Below are 26,340 nucleotides of genomic sequence, written 5' to 3' on the forward strand. Positions count from 1 at the left end.
CTTATACGGGAGCGGGCTGTTTTCGTCAACGGAGCGTGCAAATTGCCCCAAGCCCGGCGGTTAGCCGGGGTTGCCCTGAAATATCCATAGATTTCAGGTATTTCTGGGGTTTGACGAGGCCAGCCGCAGGTGCGACTGTGGCGACGCGGAAGATCGAAAATCAAGAGCCGGATCGTGACTGAAAGCGTGCCGCCGATGACGTCGCAGGAGAGGCCGGCCATGCCGCGCGGGCGGCTCAACCTGTCCGGCAAGCTGCTGCTGCTGACGATCCCCTTGGTGATGATCGCCGAAGTGCTGATCTACGTGCCTTCGATCGCCAATTTCAGCGTCAACCGCCTGAATGATCGCATCGCCGCCGCCAATACCGCGGCTTTGGTCCTCGATGCCGCACCTGCGGGCATGGTGCCGGATTCACTGGCGCGCAGCATCCTGCAAAGCATCGGCGCGCGCGCGGTGGCCATCAAGACCGGCCAGCAGCGCCGTCTGCTCGCGGTGGCGGACATGCCGCCCGCGGTGGTGCGCGACATCGACATGCGCACCATGAACGTGTGGGAAGCCATCGTCGATTCATTCTCGATGATGCTGGAGCGCGGCGACGGCGTGATCCGCATCATCGGCCCGGCGCCGCAGGGCGAGCAGTTCATCGAGGTGGTGGTGGATGAAGCGCCGCTGCGCAAGGCGATGTACCGCTTCTCGTCGAACGTGCTGCTGCTGTCGTTCGGCTTCGCCATCGCCACGGCAGGACTGATCTATCTCGCCTTGCATTTCCTGTTCGTGCGGCCGATGCGCCGGATGACGGCGAATCTCATCGCTTTCCATGAAAACCCTGAAAGTGCCGACCGCGCGATCGTGCCCTCGAACCGCGGCGATGAAATCGGCATGGCGGAGCGCGAACTCGCCGACATGCAGCACGATCTCGTCTCGATGCTGCATCAGAAAAGCCATCTGGCGGCGCTCGGACTTGCGGTGTCGAAGATCAACCACGATCTGCGCAATCTTCTCGCGTCCTCGCAGCTTTTGTCCGACCAGCTCGCGAGCGTGCCGGATCCGCGCGTGCAGCGGTTTGCGCCGAAGCTCTTGCGTTCGCTGGAGCGCGCCATCGCGTTCTGCCAGTCGACGCTGTCCTACGGCAAGGTGCAGGAGGCGCGGCCCGAGCGGCGGATGGTGGCGGTCGAGCCGATCATCAACGAGGTGCGCGAATCCGCGGGCATCGCCACCGATCCCGATATCGTCTGGAGCAACGCGATCGAACGCGGCCTCGTGGTGGATGCCGATCCGGATCAGTTGTTCCGTGTCCTCCTCAACCTCGTACGCAATGCTTTTCAGGCGCTCGAGGGGCAGCCGCACGCTGACATCGCGCCGAAGCAGATCCGCATCGCGGGCCGCCGGGAAGGCGCCGTCGCCGTGCTGGAAATTTCAGATACCGGCCCCGGCATTCCGGAGCAGGCGCGGGCCCATCTGTTCGAAGCGTTTCAGGGGTCCTCGCGCGACGGCGGCACGGGGCTCGGTCTTGCGATTGCCGCCGAACTGATCCGTGCCCATGGCGGCCAGATCGATCTGGTGGAGGGGACGATCGGCGCGACGTTCCGGATCGTCATTCCCGACCGGACCATTCCACTGCATCAACTCCGTCAGGAGCGTTCCCGCGCCTGAAAAGGCGGAAACCATGGGCCGCCTTGGGCGGATTCCTGGGAGAATCCCGAGGAAAGTCCTTGAGAAACGGGCCGTACGGCTTCGACATAATCCTGTCAAAACCGATCTTGCCAATCAGCACCGGAGCCGTTAGCTATGCCCCCTCGCGAGGGCATCTCCGCCCATATCCGCGACACGCGCCCGTAGCTCAGCTGGATAGAGCACCAGACTACGAATCTGGGGGTCAGGAGTTCGAATCTCTTCGGGCGCGCCATTAAATCAAAGACTTACGTCAGTTTTCAGCGCCGTGTTACGATAAGGTGCAAATACGCCTTACGATAAGGCTTATTGCCCGCATCACTTGCTGAGGCGTGTGAGTTTGCCGCTTGGCTTCGCGATGCCGCTGGCGCTGTTCGTGTGACCTTCGTGAGACCTCCAGACCGTCGCGCGTATAAACTTCCTGCACCATCACTTTGTCCACGTGGCCAGTCTGCTTGATGATGTCATCGTCGGAGACGCCAGCTTCGGACGCTTCGGTTACGCCCGAGGCGCGGCTGTCCATGTTTTTGACGTTGTCGGGAATTCCCGCCGCGCGTGCAGTTTCGCGCCAATCCCTACTGAACGACTGCCTGTCTGGCCAAGGCGATCCGTCTTTGCGCTGCGCAACAGGGCCGTCAGTTTCAGTATCGATCTTTTTCAAACATGCACGACAAGTCGGCAGGCAGAAAAGATTTCACCGTTTAGGCATTCGTCACGCAGCTTGCCGTTGAAGGACTCGCAATAGCCGTTTTCCCATGGGCTGCCCGGCGCAATGTAGAGCGTTTTGCCCCCAGCTTTGCGAACCAGTTGCGTACGATATTAGCTGTCATCTCCGCACCATAAAGCTTGGTCCAAAAAAGCCAGGTCAGCTCAGGCGTGATTTTTTTGATTTGGCCAATCGCTAAATGCCACGATCCAAAGTGCTAATAGATTGAGGATGGGTATGAACGCGAGCACAGACCAAAGCGGAGATAGCCCGATTCTATTAAGGATACGGCCAATTGGATAAATCACCAGCGCTATCAACGCTAAGAAAAAGAGCAAGTGGGTCGGTTCAGAAAATCCCATCGTATCGGACCACCCATACATCATCATTTGTTCCTCCGATTCATGTAGTGGCTCTTATTTCTGGATGGCTATCGCAGCGAGCCCCCATCCATGCTCGAGTGCATGAATGCTCCTATTTCTTCCGGAGTAAGCTTGCTGTCCTTGTTGCTATCCATTGCCTTGAAGAGTCGTTCGTGAGCGGCCTGAAACTCTGATAATGAGATGGCTCCGTCGCCATCGGCATCCATTAGTGCAAAAATCATACGAAACATAATGGGTGAGCCTGCCATGTGGCCGCCCATTTTAGTGCGCTCCTTCATGCTATGCTTCATCATTTCCATCATGCCATCTCGCTCTCCTGATTGATCGCCAGGACAGGTCGTTTGCGCGGGGCCTTCCACTTGGTCCTGGCGCCCATGATGGCCATTGTGATCGGCTGGCGATTGAGCATGCGCGGGATAAGTCAAGGCAGTGAACAGAAGCGCCGTGAAAATAGCTAAGCGTTGCATGGAATTTCTCCGACCTCGATATGAAGCAACAACGATGCCCGTCCGCAGCGAGTTCGGTTTGACCTAGATCAACATCACGAGCATCGGCGAGCACAGCAGTTTTCCTCTTTCACCGTGTGATTGCCGATCCGATAATGTCGTAGTTTCGGAGTTTGTATCGCGACTTATTTGATGCGGCTCATCATGCGCGCTTTAAGCAGCCTGCTCGGGTAACGAGGCCACCGTTCGTATTCAAGTCGAAGCTATGGCTTGTCGTCGATTGGGACCGGTTTGCGGGTTATCCAGAAAATATATTTGGTCATTCCGAACCACCCGCCCAGTATGATTGAGCTTGCGCTAACTAAAGCCAAAATAGGAAGAGACGGCGCCGAGATCTGCATTATTTGGCTTATACTGGGCACCATAAGGATGATGAGGATTGCGAGTAAAACTAGTCCCAGAATTGCCCAGAACACCATTCGGCGGCGATCGAAGAACTGTGTTCCTGCCTCTGCGGATTCCGCAAAAGCGAGCGTACAATTGCTGAAAATAAGGGTGATAAAGGCTGCGGCGCGGGCTTCAGCAGGCGAGAAATCGCTGCGGAGCATTAAAACGTAGATCGCGAGGGTCCCAAATAAAATTACGCTGCCCTGAACCGCACTCAGGAGCAGCTCGCTGCGGCCGAACAGCGTGATTTTGGTGTCGCGCGGCGGTTGGTTCATGCTGTTTGGTGCCCCCGGTTCTGCCTCGAAAACCAGCGCGCAGAGGGGATCGATTGCCAGTTCGAGCAGAATAATATGAACAGGGAAGAAAAGCGGAGGAAGCCCTAAGAGCAAGGGCAACAAGGCCAGCCCCGCAATCGGAATATGCGTAGCGGTAATAAAAATGAGTGCTTTGCGAAGATTTACGAAGATTCGTCGACCGAGCTCGATACCTTCCATAATCGAGATAAAGCTATCATCGAGCAGAACGATATCCGCAGCTTCTCGCGCAACGTCCGTTCCTCTGTTTCCCATGGCAATGCCGACATGAGCCGCCTTTAAGGCAGGTCCGTCATTCACGCCATCTCCAGTCATGGCGACAATCTTTCCGTCCTCTTTCAGCGCTTGGACTATCAACAATTTCTCTTCGGGCATGACCCGGGCAAAAACGCGCACAGTCCGCAAACATTCCCGACGATCTGCGACCGTCATGGCGGCGATTTCAGAGCCGTTAATGACGCCCGCGCCCACTGAAATACCTGCGGCCTTTGCGATTGCCCGAGCGGTGGCGGAATGGTCGCCCGTGATCATATAAACCGAGATACCGGCGCGGCGAGCCGTGGAAATTGCATTCGCGATGCCCGAGCGCACGGGGTCTCGAAAGCCGACCAATCCTCCAAATTCAAATGTCGGTTCTGCTAGGTCATTCGGCGCGACGCCTGAGAGAGTGCGGGAAGCCACACCGAGCACACGCAGTCCCTCATCGGCCATCTGCTTGACAGTTTTCAATAGTCGATCGCGTAAATCGGCCTCCATTCTGCAAATTTCAAAAATGGCTTCCGGTGCTCCCTTTGCTGCGAGCAAAGTGTCACTGTGTCTTCGCCAAGCGTTGATCACCGCAAGAAGCTTTGGCTCAAGAGGATGCTCGGAGTATGGATCACTGTCGGTCACTTGGAGATCAGTTGCGGCCGACGGCGTCGCTTGATGAAGGGCGATATCCATCGGATCTAGCGGATGAACCGGAGAAGCGAGGGCGGCTACCGCTAACACCGTCGCTACGTCCGACTGAGGATCGGTGGCAGAATGGAAATTTCCATTTACCCATATGCTTGCTACTGACATCCGATTTTCGGTGAGCGTGCCGGTCTTATCGACGCATAGTGAAGTTATGGCACCGAGCGTTTCAACAGCCGCTCCCCGGCGAACGAGAACGCGCTTTTTTGCCAGTCGCCATGCGCCTAAAGCCATGAAGACGGCGAGCACCATGGGAAACTCTTCAGGAATGAGAGCGATCGAGAGTGTAATTCCGGCTAGAGCGCCGCCCATCCAGTCGTTCAGGACGGTCCCGTAGACAAAAATGATGAGCAGACAAAAGATAATGGAAAGCAGCCCCAACTGCCGTACCAATTTCATTGATGTCTGTTGCAATGGTGTAGGCTCGGATTGCACGCTTATGAGCGATGCGCCAATTCTTCCGAGCTGTGTCTGAGGACCCGTCTCAGTTACGCGGATGATGCTTTCACCTTTCACGACCAGGGTTCCGGCGAAGGCCCTTGTGCTTTGATCGGAGAAATCATCCCTGATGCTTGCCGTGGCAAATTTAATGAGTGGGACAGACTCGCCACTGAGTAAAGACTCGTCCACGGTAATCGGTTGTTCTGATAGAATTTCACCGTCGGCAGGTATCCGTTCGCCAGCCGCGATCAGCGCAATATCGCCAGGGACGACTTCAGAAGCACGGATTCGATGCGTCCTGCCAGCGCGGATGACTCTGGCATGGGGTTCGGCTAGCGCATTGAGGGCGCGCAAGGCGCGTTCAGTGCGCGTTTCCTGGAGGATGACTAATCCTAATGAAGCGAGTGCACCCGCGGATATAAACAGGCCCTGACCAATATCGCCGAATATCAGATAGAGGCCAGCAGCTATGATTAGCAGAACGAATGTCGGCTCGTGCATCGTGTCTTTGACGATGTCCAGGAGCGTTCTTGATCGAACGTTGCGAAGAAGGTTAGGGCCGACGCGAAGAAGGCGCTCCTTTGCCTCTCGCTCGCTCAGGCCTTCATTGATCCGTGTTTCAGCGCCATCCGCGATAGGCACAAATGCCCCCTCGATGTTGGCTTCGACGTCAATGTGAAAGCAACAAAGGAACGGGCGGATTGGCAATCATGGATCTCGTCGCGCCTCCAAGGACGAATTCTCGAAAGCGAGAGTGGCCGTAGGCTCCCATCACCAATAAGTCCAGCCTATGATGATTGGCGAAATCTTTCAGCACTTCGCCGATAGATTGCCCGGCGGAATCAATTCCGTGAACTTCAACGTTCACTTGATGCCGAGCTAAATAAGCCCCGATTTCGTGTGTCTTCCGAGTAACGTCAAAGTCTTTCTCGTTGAGAACGATAACAACGTGCACCTTTTTTGCGAGCCTGAGAATAGGCATTGCATCGGCCACGGCACGAGCGGCTGCACGACTGTAGTCCCAGGCAACCCCGATCGAGTCGATGGATGCATTTGGAGAGGTAGCCCGCTCTGGCAACAGCAGAACCGGTCGAGCGGAGTTAAAAATAATGGTCTCGGTATCCCACTGGTCGACGAGGTCATTCTGGCTAACGGGCAGAAGAATCAAATCCTTCAGGCGAGCATACTCAGCCGTCAAAGCGGGAATCCGGCCTGCGAGTTCTCGTTCCTTTATGACTTCGTGCTGTATCCCATTTCGTTCTGCTAAATCGCGAAAGAGCTTGATAAGAGTGGCCGCGTTTCGTTTGCTCTTGTCCATCTCGAGAGCCGCCATTCCCGAGATGTTTATCAGAGAATTCCCCAGAAACGAGCCCGGCACTTGAATCAGGGTTTCTGGCACAAAAGCAGAGATGCGGCAGTTGAGCGATCCAGCCAACTGAATTCCAGAAGCGATGACCTCTTCACTGGTGGGTGTCGGATAGGCCTTTAGCACCAACATCGCATCTTGAATTATCATTTTGTCCTCCTCGCAAACGCGTGGTCAAATCTGTGGGAGAGCGGTATTCACAAGCCAGCCGTGTTCAAAACTTTAGCGGGTCATCCGATAAAGCTTTTGAGTGAGATCAAGTGACGCTTCGGATGAATCGGATTGTGCATTTGTAGGTGCGAGCCGACGATCTGACGTTTTCTTGGATCTGCAGTGAGATACCGAGATATGCGACTGCAATAGCGCAATCTGCTTTGTCGATGTGCAGTCATAGCTGTCAGCCTGCAGGCTAACCATCCTCCATGGGGCGCGCCACCACGCGCAAGTTATTCGCTACGACTCCCACGCCGGGTGTATTTTCAGCCGCTATGCGGATCGCATCACGTTCGTTATCGTTATAAACGATCCCGGTTATGTCCACATTGCCATTGCTGACGCAGATGCTGAATGGGCGACGAGCCCAAGGCTGCTCTGCGATCCTGTGGTCGATTTCACGCTTTATCATGGCGTCCGTGTCGCGCGGCAAGGGCAGCTCTTTTGTGTTGGCAAGAGCCTGCACTAAGTTCGCTCTAGTAATGATACCAATCAGGTGTCCATTTTCGATCACGGGCAGCCGCTTGATGTGATGCTTCTCGAAACGTCTGGCGACGTCTCCGAGAGTATCGTCTGGAGATGCAGTGAGAACTTTGGTGGTCATGACGTCTCGCACCATTCGGGAGTTTGATTTTACGTAATCGGCCGCGAGGTCGCGATCAGATGCGAATAGGTCGAGCCACCAGGAGCGGCGCGTCTCTGTATTCAATTCACGCCGGTGCAACAAGTCGCCTTCAGAAAGAAGGCCGACAAGAGATCCGCGCTCGTCGACAACGGTCAGTGCGCTAATTCCATTGCCGACCATCATTTTAGCCGCCTCGCGCACATGTACATTGGGCAGAACGCTCACCAGATGCTTGGTCATAACGTCTCTTACTTTCATCGGAGCGTCTCCTCTGTTAGCTGTTTGCCCCATGTAGATTGGCAGCGCATGAAGGAGTGCCATTGATGCAGATCAATGGCATGAGGGCCTCTGCGTGAGCTGATGCGACGCAGACTGTTAGAGGCAGCCGCGCGGGTCCGATCACTGGCCAACGCGAGCGGTAGGTTATGCAGTGATTGGCCGAAGGCTTGTCGAACAAGATGATCGCGGCAATCTCGACATCAGCCCAAAGACCGTTGAAGTTTATCGGGCAAACGTCATGGCCAAGCTGCAAGTCGGCAGCCTCTCTGAGTTGGTCCGGTTTGCACCGCAGCGGAATGATTGAGGGTTGAGCGAGATCAACACTGGCTAGTTCTTCAAATTCTAAATGAAAATATGGAGATTCAAGAGAAGTGGAAGCATCATTGTCGTTCAGAACTTATTTTTGTGGTTGATGATGACTATGACGTGCGCCAATCGCTCACCTTTTTTCTCGAAGTCGAGGGATTCCAGGTTTTGGCTTTTCCGAATGCCAAGAAGCTCCTGAATTTCAATGAATGCGGCAACGCCGAATGTTTTATCATCGATTACAAAATGCAGCCGATAGACGGCATCGAACTTGCTGAGAGTCTGCGCCATATCGGGATAAAAGCGCCCATCATTCTCATCACGGGTTTCCCCGACATGCGCATTGAGGCCAAGGCCAAAGCTGTGGGCGTGTCGACGGTGCTGCTGAAACCTCACCTCGAAGACAGCGTTGTTCGATCGGTGCGAGAGGTGCTTGCAGCCAAGGAGTCTCTGTAATGGAGATCAGGAGTTTAATTGATCTTGATAAGAGTTCGCTTGTCGTGAAGCACTACTTGGAACTCGCCATTCTCTCATAGTTGTTATGGCAGCTCATCGAGCGTTTTATTAAGTCGCCTGATAATGAGGCGCCGTGCGCGCTCATCGGCCGCTGCTTCGATCTTATCATTGAGGGCCAGAATAAATTTCGACATGTCGTTATGGGAATCGAGACGGATGACGGCTTCCGGCTGGAGGCGCCGCCGGGTCGAAGGCACTGACCGTGCCTCCTGTGGATCAAGCGCGTAGATTTCGTCGAGGACGGGTGCAAAAATCTGATTCGTTGGAATGGCGGTGTCCGCGATTCTTCCTCGGAGGCTTTCAATCGCAGCATCCTCACCGTGGGAAAGAAACAATCCGCTTCGGATCGGAAGTCGAGCTCTGATCCAGTTCTCAAGCTCCGATCCATCGGCGTGGCCGGAGTACTCATCCATCTTGCGTATGCGCGCGTTCACTCGAATTTCTTCTCCCTGAATGCGGACCGCCTTGGCGCCGTCAAGGAGAATGCGTCCGAGCGTCCCGTATGCCTGAAAGCCAACCAGAAGCACGGTCGCCTGCTTGCGCCATAGCCAGTTTTTGAGGTGATAACGAATCCGCCCGGCTTCGCACATGCCGCTTCCGGCCAGAATGATATGAAAACCCGAAAGTCTCTCGATGGCTTTGCTTTCTCCCACGTCCCTGGTGAATCGTAGTTGAGGTGAGTGCAGAAGCCGTCCGGCGTCCGTATCCGGCTGCAGAGCGGCGGAGTGCTTACGAAACACTTCGGTCGCATGAATGGCGAGGGGAGAGTCGAGAAAGATCGGGCAACGCGGTATTCTATCGTGCTCCATTAGATCGACCAGATCGACGATTAACTCTTGCGTTCGCTCAACGGCAAAGGCCGGAATGATTAGTGGGCCTTTTCCAGCAGCCGCTTCATGAGCCTCCAGGGCAAGGCGGGCGCGCCGCTCCTCGGTTGTAGAATGTGGGCGGACGGTATCGCCATAAGTCGACTCGCAGACGACATAGTCGAGCCCGCTTGGCCCCGAAGGAGCCGATTGAAGAAGCTTCTCGCTTGGACCAATATCACCCGACATTAAAATTCTGAGTGGTGGCTCTTGCGCTCCATTATCGATCTCGATTTCAATTGATGCTGAACCGAGCAGGTGGCCTGCATTCCAGTACCGCGCGCGGACGCCTTTTGCCGCTTCGACCCAGGTTTCGTATCTCACTGCGTCGAAGGCCTGGAGCGAGTTTATTGCGTCTTCCTCGGTATAGATCGGAGTGACTGGCGCTCTTCCACGAGCCTGATTGCGGGGATTGAGACTTTTAACCTCCATTTCCTGAATGCCGCCGGCATCCGGCAGCATGTAAGAGCACAGATCAATGGTTTCCTGAGTGGCCAGGATCCGGCCCTTGAACCCGCTCTTTATGAGTTTTGGAATAAGCCCGCTATGATCGATATGTGCATGTGTGAGAAGAAGGACGTCCAACTCACGGGGATCGAAGGGGAAGGGACCATAGTTCATGGACTTCAAGGTTTTCGAACCTTGGAACATCCCGCAGTCCACCAGAAAGCGGGCCTGACCGGTGTTGAAAACATAACAGGAGCCCGTAACGGTGTGGGCCGCGCCGCAGAATTGAAGAGTCGTATTCATGACGCGTCCTCACTGAGGTTCCGGGCGGTCGTCTATGGAAAACCCATTTTGTTCAAATGATGCACGAAGGGCGAGATCGTAGCCCGACGCCTCGGAAGCAAAGATCCGATACAAAGGATCGCCTGGAGAAACGTGTTCTCCAATTTTTTTGAAGATTTGAATGCCTGCTCCTTTGTCGATCGGAGCGCCTGCCATATGCGCAATACGGTTTATTCTCAGGCAGTCGATGTTGCTGACGATTCCGTGCTTCGATGCAATGATATCTCTTTGCAGATGCCCGAGACTTGCCGCATAGGGTGGCTCACCTTGTGCTGTGATAATGCTCTGTAATTTTCGAAGAGCTGCGCCGCTTTCCAATAATTCAAGGGCCCGTGCGTAGCCGGTGCCGCCACGCAGGGCCGGGTCATATTCTAGGAGCCGGGCAGCGAGATTGAGCGATTTTTCCCGAAGGTCCTGTGGCGCATCCGGTCTGTTCTCAAGCACGGACATCACATCATGGACCTCCAGCAAGGGTCCGACACCATGCCCAATCGGCTGCCGACCTTCTGTGGTGACGACTTCCACGGCGATACCGAAATGATCTCCCACCAGTTCGAACAGTTTTCTCAAGCGTAGTGCTTCTGCGGGCGTGCGAACCTTCGACGAGGAGCCAACGGGAATATCAACGAGAAGATGAGTAACGCCGGCGGCTATCTTCTTTGACATGATGGAGGCCACCATCTGCTCGATGGTGTCCAGACCCAGAACGCGCTCCACGGAGATGAGAATATCGTCCGCCGGTGATAGATTAACGTGTCCGCCCCAGATCAGACATGCTCCGCATTTGTCGACCACTCGTTTCATGTGATCTGTATCAATATCGACTTTGGCCAGAACCTCCATTGTATCGGCTGTACCTGCTGGCGAGGTGATCGCTCGCGAGGAAGTTTTCGGCATGGTAAGGCCGTGCGCCGCGACGATCGGGACTACGATCATCGAGGTTCGGTTACCGGGAATCCCTCCGATGCAGTGCTTGTCAACGATCATTGGCTTCTGCCAATGGAGCCGAGTGCCGGCGTCAACCATTGAGGATGTCAACGCGAGCAATTCGCTGGCCGTCATCAAACGGGCAGTCGCTACGAGGAATGCAGCAATTTCCAGTTCCGAATATCGATGGTTTGTCAGATCGTCGACGATAGCTGCGATTTCAACGGCATCGAGAATATCGCCCTGAATCTTCGATCGGACAAAATCCAGACTCTTTGGAGGCGGCGCGGGCGAAACGGTCGCAAGCGTATTTTCGGGCTCGTTCATCCTTCTGAAAGCCGGAGTGGCAAGCCCGAGTTCGTTCGTCCCGACAAGGGACTCATCGTCCGTGATCAACAGGGTTGCGAGAAGCAGCTTATCCCCGCATTGGATTTGAATCCGACTGAATCCACAGAAGACGTCAGGACGGAGTGCCTGGGATCGTCGCGAGATAACGGCGATGTTCTCGCGGCCGGTATCCAAATTAACGAAACGGATCTTGAGCGGAGGGCGGCCAACCTCATCGGCCGAGGTTATAATTCCCGTTGGTGCAATCTTTCCCATTTTATCTTCGATCCCGCGCTTGTTGTGGAAGCGCGATGATCTAAATCAAGCACCGTGACCCTTGGGGAACGGCGGACTTGATTTACCTCAACCCGTTTCACGTGTTGATGGGGCGGAATCCCCAAGGTCGAAATGAAATCATCCCTAGTGTCGTCGACCCGTCTCTCTGGCAGATACGAAGGATTGAAGCGGCGATCAGATGCAATCAATGGCCTCACGCAAAGGAGCTGTTCTGTCTGCGTCCAAGCGGTCACGCAGCCATCTTTATCAAGCGCTCGAAGCCAGATCAGACGAAGATGGGCTCGGGTATATTCTGAATTGGTCTATTGGAATATTCATTTTCGTCAGCGTTCTTGCAACAATTTTGGAATCTGTTCCTGAACTGTATGCGCGTTACACTGTTATTTTTCGCGGAGTCGAGTTTATAAGCGTCTCGGTCTTCAGCCTTGAATATTTGGCCCGTATTTGGATCGCGCCGGAACACATTCCCTACCGGGGGAAGTCGACGCTTATGGCTCGTCTTCGCTATCTGGTCAGCCCTTGGGGGCTGATCGATCTGTTGGCCGTTGCGCCGCTCTGGCTCTCGATCTTTGGCGACGCCGATTTGAAAGGATTGGTGGTTTTCCGGACGATGCGAATTTTAAAACTGGTCCGCTATTCGCCCGGTATGAGTTCGCTCATGGAAGTGTTATGGGCCGAACGCTGGGCGCTCGGCGCGTGCTTGATCATCTTGATATGCTGCACTGTTATTTCAGCCAGCCTCATGCACATGCTTGAAGGGGAGGTGCAGAAAGACAAGTTTGGTACAATTCCAGATGCTATGTGGTGGTCGCTCGTTACGTTGACCACAATAGGCTATGGTGATGTCGTCCCGCTGACAGGAGTAGGCAAGTTGGTTGCCGCCGGCACGATCATAGGCGGCTTGATCATGATCGCTTTACCGGTTGGCATCATCGCCCACGCTTTTTCAGATGTCATTCACCGCCGCGATTTCGTCATCACCTGGAGCATGATCGCTCAGGTCCCCGCGTTTGCCCATCTCAAGGCAGAAAATATTGCAGAAGTTATGGGGCTGTTGCGTGCGCGCCGCTATGAAAAAGGCGAGGTCATTGTACGCCGAGGGGACCCGGCACATGCCATGTACTTCGTCGCAAGTGGGACGATAGAAGTCGTGCTTTCAGATAAGCACAAAATTCAACTCAGCGCGGGTCAGTTTTTCGGGGAGCAGGCTTTACTGAGCAGGACAAAGCGTTCGGGGACGGCGAGAGCATGTACGAGAGCGAAGCTATTGGTCCTCGGCGCTGGCGATCTGGAACTATTGATGGAGCGTGAGCCTCGTATTGCCTCGCACATCCGGCGAATTGCATCGCAGCGTGCGGAAAATGCTCCAGTGGCCGGTACTTCGAAGGAGCCTCCGGCCGTCGATCTCGACTGACCTCATTTCAGCCGGGGAGAAAATAATCCGTGAGGTATTTTTCGATCTCATGAACCGGCTGGTTCGTCAGGTCTTTTTCGATTTCAGCGAGAATATGCTTCCGGATATTTTCAGGCAGTGTCGCGCGGAGGGCGCCAACTACTCGTGGCGGGGCGACGATAACGATGCTTTTGACGCCTTCATCCTCAATGTATCGTTCGAGGGAAGCCGCTGTTGCTTCTACGAACTTATGTTTCTCGACAATATGCCAGTCTGTCGTTTCAACCTGACTGCGCCTTGAGGTCGCACTCTCGTGGACACGTCCCGGGCGGTCGGTTCCCTGATCTCTGGTCGGAGGATTGTTGTCTTTGAACGCGTGCGCGACGATGAGATTTGGAAAGACCTCGTCTCCGGCGTTTCGAAGAAAAAGCGCTTTCGTGCCGTCGGCCACAAGGACCAGCGAGGCAGGGCGCAGCTTGAGCTTGGTCATGTAAAACGCATCCCTTCTGGCGAGGGCGAGTGATCTGCCCGACTGTACTTTAGGCAGCCTCGACCCTGCCTATCACCATGCCCGGTTCCACGACGCTATTTTGTGGCGCGTAGATCGTCAGCCGCCCGGTATCAGGTGACTTCAACCGTCTAAGCTGATTTTCGATCCGAACATCGACAAGGGGGTCGTCCGAAGTAACGTTTGCGCCATCGGCGACAAGCCACTTCTCGACGATTCCTTCGGGAAGCATTCTGGTCACCCAGAGATTTGGTTGAACGATCAGATCGGTCATAATTGATCCTCCGCATACGGGTCATCGTGAACAATTATATTGATACGCGGAAAGGGTCGGGCCGCCTTGACGTTTATCAAGGTGTGCCTCGTTCTCGAATGGCAATATTATAAGACAGTCATAAGGCGGATGGGTCGGTGCTCTCATGGAAAAAGACAGAGGTTTTCTGAGGTTGAAGGACATATCCCTTGCTGCTTTTTTCGCCTCCGGACTGATTAGTTCGTGCTGGGCGATGGAAGATCCGGCAGTGCAACGTGGAAGGACGTTTGCACGGGTCAACTGCGCTCAATGTCATTCGATCGATCGCGTGACCGCCAGTCCGCTCAAGATAGCGCCGCCGTTCCGCACCCTGCACACGCGATACCCCGTCGAGACGCTTGCTGAGGCGCTTGCGGAGGGCATTTCGACCGGGCATCCGAGCATGCCGGAATTCCGGCTGGATCCTGATCAAGTCGGAGACTTCATCGCGTTTCTGAAGACCTTCGAGAACAGCCGGTGAATCCGCGCGGCTCGTTCCAACATTCCTAGACGCCGTCGCGCCGATCTCATTTAAGATTACCGGCGGTCCATGTCACGATCTGTTTGGTCACGTCGCTGAAGGCCCAGTTCAGGGCCGACACGACAGTCTTCGCATCAAGATGTGCCACCGGCTGACTGGCTCGGAAAATGCGGGAAGCCACGATCTTCCCCGACTTGCCGACAATCTTGACCGCGAGGGACACTTCGGCAGTTGGGTTGCCGGTCATGTCGACCTGAAACCGCTGGATCTCACTCAACAGCGTCGCATCGACCTGTACTCCTTCGGTAGGACGAATCGGCGCTCTCTCCTCACTGTAATTCGCAAAGCTCTCGATTAACCTCGCTTGGACGAGCTTGGGAATGCTGTCGGCCCATTGCGCTTGCACGATCGAGGGATCAAGATTCTCGCTCTCCGGCGTTATGACCAGGCGCTGCGTATCGAGGGCCAGGATCACGGTCGGCTCAGGAATGGCGAGCTGTAGCGCGAGAGGGCTTCTGGCGACATATGTCTGAACGGCTTCCAGATCGTAGATGTGCTTCTTTGTCTCTGAAGCACCCCCTCCCGTCATCCTTTCCAATCCCGCGATGATGCCATCGAGACGCCCCGTATTACGGGCCAGCCCTTCAGCAAACGTACTCAGATTGACGATGGTGTCGTGGAGCGGCTGCGAATTGTCGCTGAGAACGGAGTCGATTTTCCTGAGCGCCTCGCGGGCCGCCTGCGTCATGCTTTGGCCCGCTCCAGGTGAGGCAATCAGAACGCCGATAGGTGCTGTGGAGAGCGTATCCTTGTTTCCTTCCAAGGCTACCACCGGCACGCCGGTCAGGCCCTGAAACTCCAACCCAACCTTGGTGTCGGCGCGAACGGGCGTATCTGTCAGAACGCTGACGGATGCATTCACCCGGCGGGGACTTTGCGGATCGAGCGCAAGCCGTGTCACTTCACCCACGCGTATTCCGTTGAACAGAACGCCTGCGCCGACCAGCAATCCCGGCACCGGTTCGTCGAACCGGACCTGATAGACGCTGCGCGCGCCGAGGCCGCCAGCATTGTTCAGCCAGTAGACGAAGCCGAATATCGCCGCCGCGATCGAGAGGACAAACAGACCGACGATGATGTATGGGGCGCGGGTCTCCATCAGGATCCTCAACTGTTGTGGGGTTGTAGCATTTCGGAGCGGGCGCCATGGAAATATGCGCGCACCCATGGATGCGTTGCTTCGAGGAGGGTGCTCATGGGGCCGATCGAGACGATCTTGCCGTCGGCCAGAGCGGCGATCCTGTCGCAGACGGTGTGGAGGCTGGCCAGATCATGCGTCACCATGAACACGGTGAATGCCAGCGTCTTCTGCAAGGTTTTGATCAACGCGTCGAAATCACCGGCTGCAATGGGGTCGAGCCCGGAGGTCGGTTCATCGAGAAATACGATCGCAGGATCCAGGGCCAGCGCGCGCGCAAGCGCAGCGCGCTTCGTCATTCCGCCTGACAGTTCCGAAGGGTATTTGTCACCGTCGGCCGCGCTCAGGCCGACCATTTCGAGCTTTGCATCGGCGACCTCATCCATCAGTTCCTGAGACATAGACAGGTGTTCGCGCATCGGCACCTGTATGTTCTGCCGGACATTCAATGACGAAAATAGCGCGCCTTGCTGAAACAGGATGCCCCAACGGGCGGCCGATTCTTGCGTCTGCCTGTCGTCGGCACCGTGAATTTCGGTACCCATGACGTCGACAGTACCGCTTTGCTTGGGAAGCAGCCCGATGATGGTGCGCATCAGCACTGACTTGCCTCCGCCCGAGGCGCCGACTAGGCCGAGAATCTCCCCGCGCCGGACATCGAGCGAAAGACGGTCCAGGACTGTATGCTTGCCGAACGCGACGATGAGATCGCGGACGTGAATGGCAATGTCGGAGTGCTGATCGGTCATGGTCACATTCCGATTGATGCAAAGAAGACCGCGAACAGGCCGTCGAGGACGATAACGAGGAAAATCGATTTCACGACCGATGTCGTGGTTTGTCGCCCCAGAGACTCGGCGCTTCCCTTGACACGCAATCCTTCGCTGCTGGCGACGATGCCGATGACGAGCGCCATGAAAGGCGCCTTGATCAGGCCGACTTCAAAATGAGTGACGGACACCGCCTCGTGAAGTCGGGCGATGAAAATCGCGGGGCTCATGCCGCCGTAAAGCCATGAGATCAGGCCGCCACCGTAGAGCGCCGCAATCGATCCGATGAATGCCAGAATCGGTAACGCGATGACCAGGGCGAGCACACGCGGCAGCACCAGCACTTCGAGCGGATCGAGGCCCATCGTGGTTAGAGCATCGATCTCCTCGCGCATTTTCATGGAGCCGAGTTCTGCGGTATAAGCGCTGCCAGACCGGCCAGCGACCATGATGGCGACGATCAGCACACCGATTTCCCGCAAGACGAGAATGCCGACCATATCCACGACGTAGGCATCGGCGCCGAACTTCCGGAAATGGAAGATGCCTTGCTGGGCGATGATGGCGCCGATTAAAAATGTGATCAGCACCATGATAGGCACTGCCTGCCATCCCACTTTGTGCAACTGATAGATCGTGGACGTCAGACGCAAACGACCCGGCTTGAAAGCCAGTCTTGCAAGAACGCTGCCGAGCCGGCCGAGCATTTCGAGGAAGACCAGCAATTCCTGCAGAGAGGCAACTGTCGATTGGCCGATCTGATAGAGCTTAAGCAGAACGGCATTCTGACGCTCGTGGACCGGAGGGTGCAGATTGACAGATCGCAGTTCGTCGATCAGTCCTGCGAAACGTTCGTGGATGCCCACAGTCCGGATTTCTGAGCCTGCCTGGTGGACACGACGGATCATGCGCTCGAGAAGCCATGCGCCTATGGTGTCGATCTGGTCGACCGCGGACATGTCGAGTTGCAGGACCCGTGCACCCGATACATTGTGTATTGCCGCATTCACCACGGGTTCGAGTGAGGAGACCTGAGATGCGGTCCATGAGCCGGCGGCGTAAAGCTGTGCACTGCCATCGACTAGGTTTGTCGTCAGTGTTGGTGCGGCACTCATGGTCTGCCTTCAGCCTTGTTTTCGACAGCCAGTAAGCGGATTGGCCCACGGGGGGTGTTGATTTGTCTCAAGAATGCCAATTGGAGCGGCTTGACGAAGGTCAATTCCGGAAAGATTGCGAGAATTAGCCTGCTTGGGCTTGGTTCGATCAACAATCAGAGGCCCCATGTCGAAACTTGATCCGATATTGAACACCAGTCTGCCGCCTGCCTTCCGCAAAGTTCGTCTGACCCTTGCCCGTGAACGGGGTCATCCTGTCGGTGACGAGGAAGTCGGCTATGTGCTCGTTATGCCGCTGACTCCCGAAGGAAACATCGATCACGAGCTATGGCGGCAGCATAAGGAAGCTTGCCGCATTTCACGATTGAGGCCTGATGAGCGCGAAGCTCATGGCCATCTGGTTCGTCGTCCGGGCGGCTCCTGGGCGTTCCACTACGATATGGGCCCCGATGAGGCGGGTTATCATTTCGAGGACGAGCGGTTCGTCGAAGGGGAGTATGTCTCAATCCGAGAGGAAGGTGAGACCCATCCTTTCCGCGTGATGAGAGTGGAACGTCTCTAACGCAGTCGCCCCAAAAAAAGAGCGGCATGGTCCACGCCACGCCGCTCTTTTTGTTCATTCGCTTATTTACGCCGCGGTCTTGACCTCGATCTTCTTTACTTGCGAGGGTGCGGGTTTCGGCACCGTCACTTTCAGGATGCCTTTCGAGATCGTCGCCTTGATGGTGTCGAGATTGACACCCGCCGGCAGCTCGACGGTGCGAAGGAACGAACCGTAGCTTCGTTCCACCAGATGATAATCTTTGTCTTTCTCTTCGCGCTGATTTCTCTTCTCGCCGCGGATGGTGAGCAGATTGTCGGCTACGTTGATCTGAACGTCCTTTTCCTCGAGTCCAGGGAGTTCAGCCGTGATCTCGATCTCCTTGTCGGTCTCGGCGACATCCATGTTGGGAACAACCGGATTTTGCGAGAACGGCGCGAAGCTACGCGTAAAGCCGTCGAACAGACGATCAATCTCATGTTGCAGCAAGGAGAAGGGATTCTGCTCCCGGCGGGCAACGGCGCGGTCCTGCGTTACGGGAATTACCGATTTCGTTGTCATCATAGCCTCCGTTTCAGAGCACATGCTCTAAAATCATTTTTGCGCGGCTAATTAGTTTGATGTTGAGCAGCGTCAAGGTTCATTCGACGGGCAGTCCTAGGAACTGAGCAAGCCAAGAGGTTTGCGAATGCGCGCGATGGTTCTCAACAGGCCGGGAACGGAACTCGTGATGACCGAGCTTCCGGACCCCGTGCCACAGCGAGGTCAGGTCCGCGTGAAGATCGGCGCTTGCGGCGTCTGCCGAACCGATCTGCATGTTCTGGATGGCGAACTGCCGCACATCAAATATCCGATCGTTCCTGGACATGAGATTGTCGGGCGCGTCGATGCTGTCGGACCCGGCGTTTCCAGCCATCGCCTTGGTGAGCGCGTCGGCATTCCCTGGTTGGGCCACACCTGCGGAGAGTGTTTCTACTGCAGGAGCGAAATGGAAAATCTCTGCGACGAGCCTTTGTTCACGGGCTATACGCGCGATGGCGGATTTGCGTCTCACACCGTTGTCGATGCCGATTTCGCGTTTCCATTGGGCGAAGAAGGTAGCGACGAGGCGCTTGCCCCATTGCTTTGCGCGGGCCTCATTGGCTGGCGCTCCTTGATCATGAGTGGAGATGCAAAGCGTCTTGGCATATATGGGTTCGGCGCGGCCGGCCATATTGTCGCTCAAGTGGCGAAGTGGCAGGGCCGCTCGATTTATGCATTCACTCGCGGCGGCGATACGACAGCGCAGACATTTGCAAAAGAACTGGGCGCGGTATGGGCCGGATCGTCCGACGCGCTGCCACCGGAACCTCTCGATGCAGCGATCTTGTACGCGCCTGTCGGCTCGCTTGTTCCTGCGGCACTGCGTGCGGTGCGGAAAGGTGGCCGGGTCGTCTGCGCAGGCATTCATATGAGCGACATCCCGTCCTTCCCATACAGCCTGTTATGGGAAGAACGACAGATTGTTTCGGTTGCAAACCTCACGCGCCACGATGGAGTTGAGTTTCTCAACATCGCTCCACAGGTCAAGGTTCGGACGCACACCACCACCTTTCCGCTGGAGCGGGCCAATGAGGTATTGGCCATGTTGCGAAGAGGCGATCTTGTCGGAGCCGCGGTACTCAAGCCGTGATCGCGCGTAATCGTCCGCTTGATCCGTATCAAAACGACAGCTTCTCGCTGAGCTACTCCTTCTTCAACCGAAGGAGAGAAACATGCGTGCGCATCAGGTCATGACACGGAATCCGATCACCGTCACCGAAGGCACCTCTTTGAGAGAGGCAGCTCTTTTGATGTTGGAGAACCGGATCAGCGGCCTTCCCGTCGTTGATAAGTTCGGCAAGCTCGTCGGTATTATCACGGAAGGAGATTTCGTTCGCCGAGCGGAGATCGGCACTCAAACAAGACGCGCGCGATGGTTGGCTTTTTTCGTTGGTCCGGGTAGAGCCGCGACCGAGTTCGTTCACGAGCAGGGTCGCAAGGTTGGAGAAGTGATGAACGCACAGCCCGTGACAGTCACCGAGCAGACCAGCCTTGAGGAAATAGTGCGCCTTATGGAGAAGCACAACATCAAGCGGCTGCCGGTAGTGCGGGGACTGCAGCTCCTGGGAATTGTCACACGCACGGACCTATTGCGCACTGTCGCCAGCTTGGACCGTGAGGTTCCTGATCCGACAGCGGATGACGACCACCTTCAGCAGCGGATCGTCCGGGCAATCCAGGAGAACCCTTGGCGACCGATCAGTTTCGGTATTCGCGTACGTGATGGAGTCGTCCAGATAGACGGTATCATCACCGATGAGCGATCGCGACAAGCCTCCATTGTCGCCGCCGAGAATATTGAAGGCGTCAAAGAGGTTCACGATCATCTCTGCTGGATCGAGCCGATGTCCGGTCTGAGCCTTTTGTCTCCGGAAGATGAGAGCGCCGCGACCCGTAGCTGATCAAGGCCAAAGGCGGTTGGGCGGTCTGTAGCTGGATGCCGGTGGGAGTGTGATTACAGACTGAGGCCGGTGGCTGGGAAATCCACCTCCGCTGGTCTTGGTCTGTGTATTTTATAGCCTCAGGCTTTATAGTCTCAGCCTTGCGCGCGAACCGATTTTTCGAGGTGTTTTGGTGAGGGTGCTGTGCGTAAGATAGTCCTTTGCATAGCACAGCCGTTCGATTTCATCGCGCGTATAGGTGATACCGGCGCTTTTCATAAGCGCGTTGTTCTGCTCGCACGGCGAGAGTCTTTGAAATTCAACCGCAGCCTCCGCAAGGGTCGGATATTGTATGACGATCCTTCCCCTGATGAGATCGGCGGGTTGCTTTGCATCGACGAGGATGTTGTCGAGGTGCATTTGCCTTCTCCTGGAATAAGGCCCCGAAGCTGTGCAACGGGCTCGTTTGCGTTAGGATAGTGCGCCAGGAGAATGCGTATTTGATCTTGCGCAAGATGATGGCCCGCCCTGCCGGGCTAGGCTGCTACTCATTCTCGAGTTCAGGATACCTCTCGGCAGCGACACGGAAGGTGTGTCGCGCGATCACAAGCTCTTCGTTGGTGGGAATGACCAGGATTTCAACTCGCGTGTCCGGTGTGCTGATCGTCGTGGCATTATGTTGATTGCTCTGCGCATCGATCTCAACGCCGAGCCATTTAAGCTGGTCGCAAACCATCTGCCTGATTTGAAAAGCGTGTTCGCCGACGCCGGCGGTAAACACTAGACCGTCAAGCCCGCCCAGGACGGCAGTCAGCGCGCCGATCTCCTTCACGATCCGATAAACAAACAGTTCGATCGCATCTTTGGCATGCGGGTCCTTGCTCTCGAGCAATACCCTCAAGTCACCCGACAACCCAGATACGCCCAGCAGGCCAGATTTGGTGTAGAACAGCTCCGAAAGTTGGGCAGGTGTCATTTTCTCCGTCTGGGCGAGGAATAAAACCGCGCCCGGGTCCAGACTTCCGCACCGCGTACTCATCAGAAGCCCGTCGAGAGCAGTGAATCCCATCGTTGTCTCGATGCTTCGACCGGCCTTCAGTGCGCAAAGGCTCGCGCCGCTGCCAAGATGCGCGGCGATAACGCGACCATTCGCCAGACGTGCCGAAGCGGTGCCAAGCCTTTCCGCGATGTATTCATATGACAGGCCGTGAAAGCCATAACGGCGCAGTCCGTCGGCTTCGTAGGTCCGGGGCAGTCCGAAGCGGGTCGCCACTGGCGGGAGGCTGTGATGAAAAGCTGTATCGAAACAGGCAACCTGAGGCAGACGGGGACGCAGAGCGGCAAGCAGATGGATCGGATGGAGGTTGTGCGGTTCGTGAAGGGGAGCGAGTGGGGTGAGGTGGGTGAGGGTGTCCAGGAGCTTCGGCGTTATGAGTTCGGGACAGGTGTGATCCGGTCCGCCATGGACCACGCGATGCCCTACGGCGAACAGAGTATCCGTGCCGAGAAGGGCTTCAGAACGCTCCATGACGGCTGAGAGAATTTCGGAGAACTCTGGACACCGGTCCCATGTCTGATCACTGACCTGACTCCCCGAGGCGTCCTTGATTTTCAAGACGGGAATTTTATCGAGGGGGCTTACTACACCCTCAAAATTCAGGCTCAACTCGCTTTGATCATTGATGCGATATATTGAAAATTTCAGACTGGAGGAGCCTGCGTTGATCGTCAGAATTGCCTTTCCCACTTCGCGCTCTCCGGTCCGGTGTCTGTATCTTGAAGATAGAGCAATGATTTCAATAGGCCCTCCTTCAGTATAGGGAAGAGAAGCCTATCCTAGGTATTGAATCCATAAAATATATCGTATCCGGTAAACCCCTTAGGATATCGACCTGAATTTAAGCGAATGGCCAGGAGACCTAGAAGACGGGCCCATGTGTTCCCGAGGAGGTCGCCATGCAGATCCAGTCCAGTGCCCTGCGCTTGAAGCAACTGCCACCGATCCCGCCGCCTTCCGACCGTTTCAGCATCATCGCCGATCACTGCGGGTTGGTTGCGACGGAGTTTAACTACGGGAAGGACGAGGAAATTTATGGCGAGGAGGAGGCCGCTGAATTCGTCTATCAAGTCGTGCGCGGAGCGGTTCGAACGTACAAGCTGATGAGCGATGGCCGCCGGCATATTGGCGCTTTTCATTTGCCGAGTGATGTTTTCGGTCTGGAATCGGCTTCGGCGCACCGGCTCAGCGCCGAAGCCATCATCGATACGACCGTTCGCCTGGTCAAGCGAAGCAGCCTGGATACATTTGCCGAAGCGAATGCGAAGGTTGCGCACCATCTGTGGACGATCACGGTTGCCGACCTCAAACATGCAGAAGACCACATGCTGCTGCTCGGGCGAAAAACCGCCATGGAACGCGTCGCAACATTCTTGGTCGAGATGGACAAGCGGCTTTCCTCGGCCGGTATGATGGGGTTGCCGATGAGCCGCCGTGATATCGGTGACTATCTGGGGCTAACCCTTGAGACGGTCTCTCGCGCCTTGTCTCAACTCAACGATGAGGGCGTTCTGGCATTTTCAGGGGCCCGACACATCACGCTTCGCGACCGCAACCGTCTGGCAAGCATGCTGGAATGATAAGGCGATTGCCGGATTAAACGTCAGCCTGCGATGGAACCCTATCGCGTGCTAACTCTTGCCGGGCAGACAGCCTTGTTATGTCGGCCCGGCGATCAAAAATATTCCCTCCTGTGTGCGTGCCGGAGGTCAAATGGTAGCGGATACACCTCTGACGGACCACGAGTTGGGTCTTATCGACGCTTGGTGGCGGGCCGCCAACTATCTTTCCGTCGGGCAGGTTTACCTGCTCGACAATCCGTTGCTGAAAATCCCGCTTGCCATCGAGCATGTTAAGCCGCGGCTCCTGGGTCACTGGGGAACCGTGCCCGGGCTGAATTTCATCTACGCGCACCTCAATCGTCTGATCAAGGCGCGAGACCTGAACATCCTGTTCGTGACGGGGCCCGGCCATGGCGCGCCGGGCATCGTCGCGAATGCCTATCTTGAGGGCACCTACAGCGAACTCTATCCAGCCGTCACGCAGGATCTTGAGGGCATCAAGCGCCTGTTTCGTCAGTTTTCGTTTCCGGGTGGGATCCCGAGCCATACCGCGCCTGAAACACCCGGCTCCATCCATGAAGGCGGCGAGCTCGGCTACTCGCTATCCCATGCCTTTGGAGCTGTGTTCGACAATCCGGACTTGATTGTTGCCTGCGTCGTGGGAGACGGCGAGGCCGAAACCGGGCCGTTGGCGACGAGCTGGCACAGCAATAAATTCCTCAATCCGGCCTCGGACGGGGCGGTGTTGCCCATTCTCCATCTCAATGGCTACAAGATCGCGAATCCAACCGTGCTTGCGCGGATTTCTTCTGAGGAAATCCGTTCTTTGTTTCAAGGTTATGGTTATGCGCCGATCTTTGTCGAAGGTGATGACCATTTCGAGATGCACCGGAAGATGGCAGCCGCGCTGGCATCGGCATTTTCGGACATTGCCAAAATTCAAAAGCATGCCCGAGATCAGATCGTGCCGGAGCGTCCTCGCTGGCCCATGATTGTTCTCAGAAGCCCGAAGGGGTGGTCCGGACCGAAGACGGTGGATGGCCAGAAGGCCGAAGGATCGTGGCGGTCACATCAGGTCCCTTTCGGCGACATGAAGAAGCCGGGTCACCTGCAACTGCTGGAGCACTGGCTTCGCAGCTATCTTCCCGAACGGCTGTTCGACGAGCAAGGTAAGCTCCGCGCAGAGATCGCCGCCCTCGCGCCGGTAGGGACAAGGCGGATGAGCGCGAACCCTTATGCCAATGGCGGTGCCGAGAGACGGCCGCTTTGCCTGCCCGATTTCACAACCTTCGCCGTCGATGTCGAGACACCTGGAAAAGCCGACGCCGAGGCTACGCGCGTGCTGGGAGGTTTTCTGCGCGACACCATGGCGGCGAACAAGGCCAATCGGAATTTTCGCGTCTTTGGTCCGGACGAGACCGCCTCCAACCGGTTGCAGGCGCTGTTCGAGGTCACCGACCGGTCATGGGACGCCGAAAGAATTCCGGAGGATGATCATCTCAGCCCCGATGGCCGCGTGATGGAAATCCTGAGCGAGCATACCTGCCAGGGATGGCTCGAAGGCTACCTTCTGACGGGCCGGCACGGCATGTTTTCCTGCTACGAGGCGTTCATCCACATCGTGGATTCAATGTTCAATCAGCACGCTAAATGGCTCAAGATCTCGCGCGAAGTGCCTTGGCGGCAGCCGATCGCCTCGCTGAATTATCTGCTCACCTCACACGTCTGGCAGCAGGATCATAACGGCTTCAGTCATCAGGATCCCGGCTTCATCGATCATGTGGTCAACAAGAAGGCGGACATCGTTCGCGTCTATCTGCCACCAGACGCGAACAGTCTGCTGTATATAACGGATCACTGCCTGCGAAGCTGGGACCGCGTCAACGTTATCGTTGCCGGCAAGGCGCCAAGTCCGCAATGGCTATCAATGGACGCGGCGATCAAGCATTGCACGCAAGGTGTCGGAATCTGGGAATGGGCCAGCAATGACAGGGGCGGCGAGCCCGACGTCGTGATGGCCTGCGCGGGAGATGTGCCCACATTGGAGACGCTTGCTGCTGTCGACCTGCTGAGGAACCAAATTCCGGAGCTGAAAATCCGGGTGGTGAATGTCGTCGATCTGATGACCTTGCAATCGAAAGAGCAGCATCCGCATGGGCTGACCAATAACGATTTTGATGCATTGTTCACCACGAATAAGCCTGTGATCTTTGCCTATCACGGCTATCCGCCGTTGATCCACCGGCTCACCTACAAGCGCGCTAATCACGCCAATATCCATGTGCGAGGTTATGAGGAGGAGGGGTCAACGACGACGTCTTTCGACATGGCCGTTCGTAACAGGCTTGATCGCTTCCATCTTGTCGCCGATGTCATTGACCGGGTGCCGCAACTCGGCGCGGCTGCCGTATATGTCAAGCAGGCCATTCGCGATAAGCTGGTCGAGCATGAACGATATATCCGGGTCCACGGTGTGGATTTGCCAGAGGTAAGAAATTGGCGGTGGAAGGGCACCAAATAACTCACCGGCCTTGAATGAGCTCGGTCTTTGGTGAGGCTGGAACTGCCTTATTTCTTCAGCGGGAAAACCTGATTGCTGAATGGCGAAGCGGTCGGGACCTGGATGACGATATACTCCCGACCGATCGCCTGGTGGCAGGAATTGCAGGCCGCCGTTAGCTCCTTGTAAGTTTCGCTGAATTTCACGGCATCCCTGGCCTTGATGGCCTCGCCAATATCCTTGGTGGGACCGATAAGCATTTCCACATCGGCGACAGGCACGTTCGGATAGAGGATGGCGATATCCCGGAAATTCTCCATCATCAGGTCGACTTCGTAGGCGGCCAGAGGCCAGTTATTCGATCTGCCGGCGAACCATAGCTTGAGGTGCCGCGCTTGCATGGTGTTCATGAGGTCGCCGAGATGCGGTAAGTAAGCCTCTCGGGAAAGTGACTCAGCGGCGCTTCCCTTTGGTACGCCGAGTGTCAGTGCAGTCGCAAATAAGATTGCTTGGCAAATTTCTCTCGTCCGCAAAGCGCGCATGTAAGCCTCCTTTGTCAGATAATATTTTAGCCGAGCGAGGAACCCC

General features: G+C 56.0%; 25 protein-coding genes, 1 tRNA gene and 2 pseudogenes. 11 read left to right on the top strand and 17 right to left on the bottom strand.

What is annotated here, in order from left to right; all coding sequences use genetic code 11:
• The first annotated feature begins 219 nt into the window (after positions 1 to 219).
• A complete protein-coding gene (locus AC1RNA_RS05770; protein WP_492951181.1) occupies positions 220 to 1,653 on the top strand; it encodes an ATP-binding protein in 1,434 nt (477 codons plus the stop codon).
• Positions 1,654 to 1,829: 176 nt separating this feature from the next.
• Positions 1,830 to 1,906 (top strand) — tRNA-Arg (locus AC1RNA_RS05775).
• Between the two features lie 36 nt (positions 1,907 to 1,942).
• Here AC1RNA_RS05775 and AC1RNA_RS05780 read toward each other — a convergent pair.
• The 6 genes and pseudogenes from AC1RNA_RS05780 to AC1RNA_RS05805 all read right to left on the bottom strand — a co-directional run bounded on the left by AC1RNA_RS05780 (position 1,943) and on the right by AC1RNA_RS05805 (position 7,806).
• The gene (locus tag AC1RNA_RS05780) at positions 1,943 to 2,332 is read right to left on the bottom strand and encodes a hypothetical protein (protein ID WP_492950441.1); all 390 of its coding nucleotides are present in this window, start codon (positions 2,330 to 2,332) and stop codon (positions 1,943 to 1,945) included.
• A 26-nt stretch (positions 2,333 to 2,358) separates the two neighbouring features.
• Positions 2,359 to 2,480 (bottom strand): annotated as a pseudogene (locus tag AC1RNA_RS05785) (integrase core domain-containing protein); the annotation flags it as partial.
• A gap of 327 nt (positions 2,481 to 2,807) precedes the next feature.
• Positions 2,808 to 3,227: an EF-hand domain-containing protein gene (locus tag AC1RNA_RS05790; protein WP_009337676.1), complete on the bottom strand. Its 420-nt coding sequence runs from the start codon at positions 3,225 to 3,227 to the stop codon at positions 2,808 to 2,810.
• Between the two features lie 242 nt (positions 3,228 to 3,469).
• Positions 3,470 to 6,070 (bottom strand): cation-translocating P-type ATPase, encoded by a 2,601-nt coding sequence (locus tag AC1RNA_RS05795; RefSeq protein WP_492950442.1) that lies wholly within the window; start codon positions 6,068 to 6,070, stop codon positions 3,470 to 3,472.
• Positions 6,033 to 6,878 (bottom strand): universal stress protein, encoded by an 846-nt coding sequence (locus AC1RNA_RS05800; protein ID WP_009337674.1) that lies wholly within the window; start codon positions 6,876 to 6,878, stop codon positions 6,033 to 6,035. The genes AC1RNA_RS05795 and AC1RNA_RS05800 overlap by 38 nt, the downstream gene beginning before the upstream one ends.
• A gap of 259 nt (positions 6,879 to 7,137) precedes the next feature.
• Positions 7,138 to 7,806: a CBS domain-containing protein gene (locus AC1RNA_RS05805; protein WP_244469007.1), complete on the bottom strand. Its 669-nt coding sequence runs from the start codon at positions 7,804 to 7,806 to the stop codon at positions 7,138 to 7,140.
• Between the two features lie 194 nt (positions 7,807 to 8,000).
• Here AC1RNA_RS05805 and AC1RNA_RS05810 point away from each other — a divergent pair.
• A pseudogene (locus AC1RNA_RS05810) lies at positions 8,001 to 8,149 on the top strand (LuxR C-terminal-related transcriptional regulator); the annotation flags it as partial.
• A 50-nt stretch (positions 8,150 to 8,199) separates the two neighbouring features.
• The gene (locus AC1RNA_RS05815) at positions 8,200 to 8,607 is read left to right on the top strand and encodes a response regulator (protein WP_492950443.1); all 408 of its coding nucleotides are present in this window, start codon (positions 8,200 to 8,202) and stop codon (positions 8,605 to 8,607) included.
• 83 nt (positions 8,608 to 8,690) lie between these two features.
• Here AC1RNA_RS05815 and AC1RNA_RS05820 read toward each other — a convergent pair whose 3' ends face one another.
• Together AC1RNA_RS05820 and AC1RNA_RS05825 are read right to left on the bottom strand one after the other, a co-directional pair.
• Positions 8,691 to 10,283: an MBL fold metallo-hydrolase RNA specificity domain-containing protein gene (locus tag AC1RNA_RS05820; protein ID WP_492950444.1), complete on the bottom strand. Its 1,593-nt coding sequence runs from the start codon at positions 10,281 to 10,283 to the stop codon at positions 8,691 to 8,693.
• A 9-nt stretch (positions 10,284 to 10,292) separates the two neighbouring features.
• Positions 10,293 to 11,852 (bottom strand): thymidine phosphorylase family protein, encoded by a 1,560-nt coding sequence (locus tag AC1RNA_RS05825; protein ID WP_492950445.1) that lies wholly within the window; start codon positions 11,850 to 11,852, stop codon positions 10,293 to 10,295.
• Between the two features lie 208 nt (positions 11,853 to 12,060).
• Here AC1RNA_RS05825 and AC1RNA_RS05830 point away from each other — a divergent pair, with 208 nt between their 5' ends.
• Complete coding sequence (locus tag AC1RNA_RS05830) at positions 12,061 to 13,287, top strand: cyclic nucleotide-gated ion channel (protein ID WP_492950446.1); 1,227 nt, start codon at positions 12,061 to 12,063, stop codon at positions 13,285 to 13,287.
• Positions 13,288 to 13,294: 7 nt separating this feature from the next.
• On the opposite strand, the gene AC1RNA_RS05835 is transcribed toward AC1RNA_RS05830, so the two are convergent.
• Complete coding sequence (locus tag AC1RNA_RS05835; protein WP_009337666.1) at positions 13,295 to 13,756, bottom strand: baeRF12 domain-containing protein; 462 nt, start codon at positions 13,754 to 13,756, stop codon at positions 13,295 to 13,297.
• A 49-nt stretch (positions 13,757 to 13,805) separates the two neighbouring features.
• Positions 13,806 to 14,048: a lipoyl domain-containing protein gene (locus tag AC1RNA_RS05840; RefSeq protein ID WP_009337665.1), complete on the bottom strand. Its 243-nt coding sequence runs from the start codon at positions 14,046 to 14,048 to the stop codon at positions 13,806 to 13,808.
• Positions 14,049 to 14,193: 145 nt separating this feature from the next.
• On the opposite strand from AC1RNA_RS05840, the gene AC1RNA_RS05845 reads away from it, so the two are divergent.
• A complete protein-coding gene (locus AC1RNA_RS05845) occupies positions 14,194 to 14,547 on the top strand; it encodes a c-type cytochrome (protein WP_492950447.1) in 354 nt (117 codons plus the stop codon).
• Positions 14,548 to 14,593: 46 nt separating this feature from the next.
• On the opposite strand, the gene AC1RNA_RS05850 is transcribed toward AC1RNA_RS05845, so the two are convergent.
• The 3 genes from AC1RNA_RS05850 to AC1RNA_RS05860 are packed head-to-tail and all read right to left on the bottom strand — an operon-like array spanning position 14,594 to position 17,630.
• Positions 14,594 to 15,706 carry an ABC-type transport auxiliary lipoprotein family protein gene (locus AC1RNA_RS05850; protein ID WP_492950448.1) on the bottom strand — a complete coding sequence of 371 codons (1,113 nt, stop codon included), beginning with the start codon at positions 15,704 to 15,706 and terminating at the stop codon, positions 14,594 to 14,596.
• An 8-nt stretch (positions 15,707 to 15,714) separates the two neighbouring features.
• The gene (locus AC1RNA_RS05855) at positions 15,715 to 16,494 is read right to left on the bottom strand and encodes an ABC transporter ATP-binding protein (RefSeq protein ID WP_009337662.1); all 780 of its coding nucleotides are present in this window, start codon (positions 16,492 to 16,494) and stop codon (positions 15,715 to 15,717) included.
• Positions 16,495 to 16,496: 2 nt separating this feature from the next.
• On the bottom strand, positions 16,497 to 17,630 hold the full coding sequence (locus AC1RNA_RS05860) for an MlaE family lipid ABC transporter permease subunit (RefSeq protein WP_492950449.1): 1,134 nt from the start codon (positions 17,628 to 17,630) through the stop codon (positions 16,497 to 16,499).
• A 166-nt stretch (positions 17,631 to 17,796) separates the two neighbouring features.
• On the opposite strand from AC1RNA_RS05860, the gene AC1RNA_RS05865 reads away from it, so the two are divergent.
• Positions 17,797 to 18,192, top strand: a complete 396-nt coding sequence (locus AC1RNA_RS05865) for a hypothetical protein (protein ID WP_492950450.1) — start codon at positions 17,797 to 17,799, stop codon at positions 18,190 to 18,192.
• A 66-nt stretch (positions 18,193 to 18,258) separates the two neighbouring features.
• On the opposite strand, the gene AC1RNA_RS05870 is transcribed toward AC1RNA_RS05865, so the two are convergent.
• Complete coding sequence (locus AC1RNA_RS05870; protein ID WP_492950451.1) at positions 18,259 to 18,732, bottom strand: Hsp20/alpha crystallin family protein; 474 nt, start codon at positions 18,730 to 18,732, stop codon at positions 18,259 to 18,261.
• A gap of 127 nt (positions 18,733 to 18,859) precedes the next feature.
• On the opposite strand from AC1RNA_RS05870, the gene AC1RNA_RS05875 reads away from it, so the two are divergent.
• Both AC1RNA_RS05875 and AC1RNA_RS05880 read left to right on the top strand, forming a co-directional pair.
• A complete protein-coding gene (locus AC1RNA_RS05875) occupies positions 18,860 to 19,843 on the top strand; it encodes a zinc-dependent alcohol dehydrogenase family protein (protein ID WP_492950452.1) in 984 nt (327 codons plus the stop codon).
• An 82-nt stretch (positions 19,844 to 19,925) separates the two neighbouring features.
• A complete protein-coding gene (locus tag AC1RNA_RS05880) occupies positions 19,926 to 20,654 on the top strand; it encodes a CBS domain-containing protein (protein ID WP_009337657.1) in 729 nt (242 codons plus the stop codon).
• 126 nt (positions 20,655 to 20,780) lie between these two features.
• Here AC1RNA_RS05880 and AC1RNA_RS05885 read toward each other — a convergent pair whose 3' ends face one another.
• The gene (locus AC1RNA_RS05885; protein ID WP_492950453.1) at positions 20,781 to 21,053 is read right to left on the bottom strand and encodes a hypothetical protein; all 273 of its coding nucleotides are present in this window, start codon (positions 21,051 to 21,053) and stop codon (positions 20,781 to 20,783) included.
• A gap of 124 nt (positions 21,054 to 21,177) precedes the next feature.
• Positions 21,178 to 22,380 carry an acetate/propionate family kinase gene (locus AC1RNA_RS05890; RefSeq protein ID WP_492950454.1) on the bottom strand — a complete coding sequence of 401 codons (1,203 nt, stop codon included), beginning with the start codon at positions 22,378 to 22,380 and terminating at the stop codon, positions 21,178 to 21,180.
• Positions 22,381 to 22,589: 209 nt separating this feature from the next.
• Here AC1RNA_RS05890 and AC1RNA_RS05895 point away from each other — a divergent pair, with 209 nt between their 5' ends.
• Complete coding sequence (locus AC1RNA_RS05895) at positions 22,590 to 23,270, top strand: helix-turn-helix domain-containing protein (protein WP_492950455.1); 681 nt, start codon at positions 22,590 to 22,592, stop codon at positions 23,268 to 23,270.
• A gap of 133 nt (positions 23,271 to 23,403) precedes the next feature.
• Positions 23,404 to 25,773: a phosphoketolase family protein gene (locus AC1RNA_RS05900; protein WP_492951182.1), complete on the top strand. Its 2,370-nt coding sequence runs from the start codon at positions 23,404 to 23,406 to the stop codon at positions 25,771 to 25,773.
• Positions 25,774 to 25,820: 47 nt separating this feature from the next.
• Here the strand turns inward: AC1RNA_RS05900 and AC1RNA_RS05905 are convergent, their stop codons facing one another.
• The gene (locus AC1RNA_RS05905; RefSeq protein ID WP_009337652.1) at positions 25,821 to 26,294 is read right to left on the bottom strand and encodes a hypothetical protein; all 474 of its coding nucleotides are present in this window, start codon (positions 26,292 to 26,294) and stop codon (positions 25,821 to 25,823) included.
• Between the last annotated feature and the right edge of the window lie 46 nt (positions 26,295 to 26,340).

It is taken from the genome of Afipia sp. GW821-FHT14H12, from assembly GCF_058803465.1.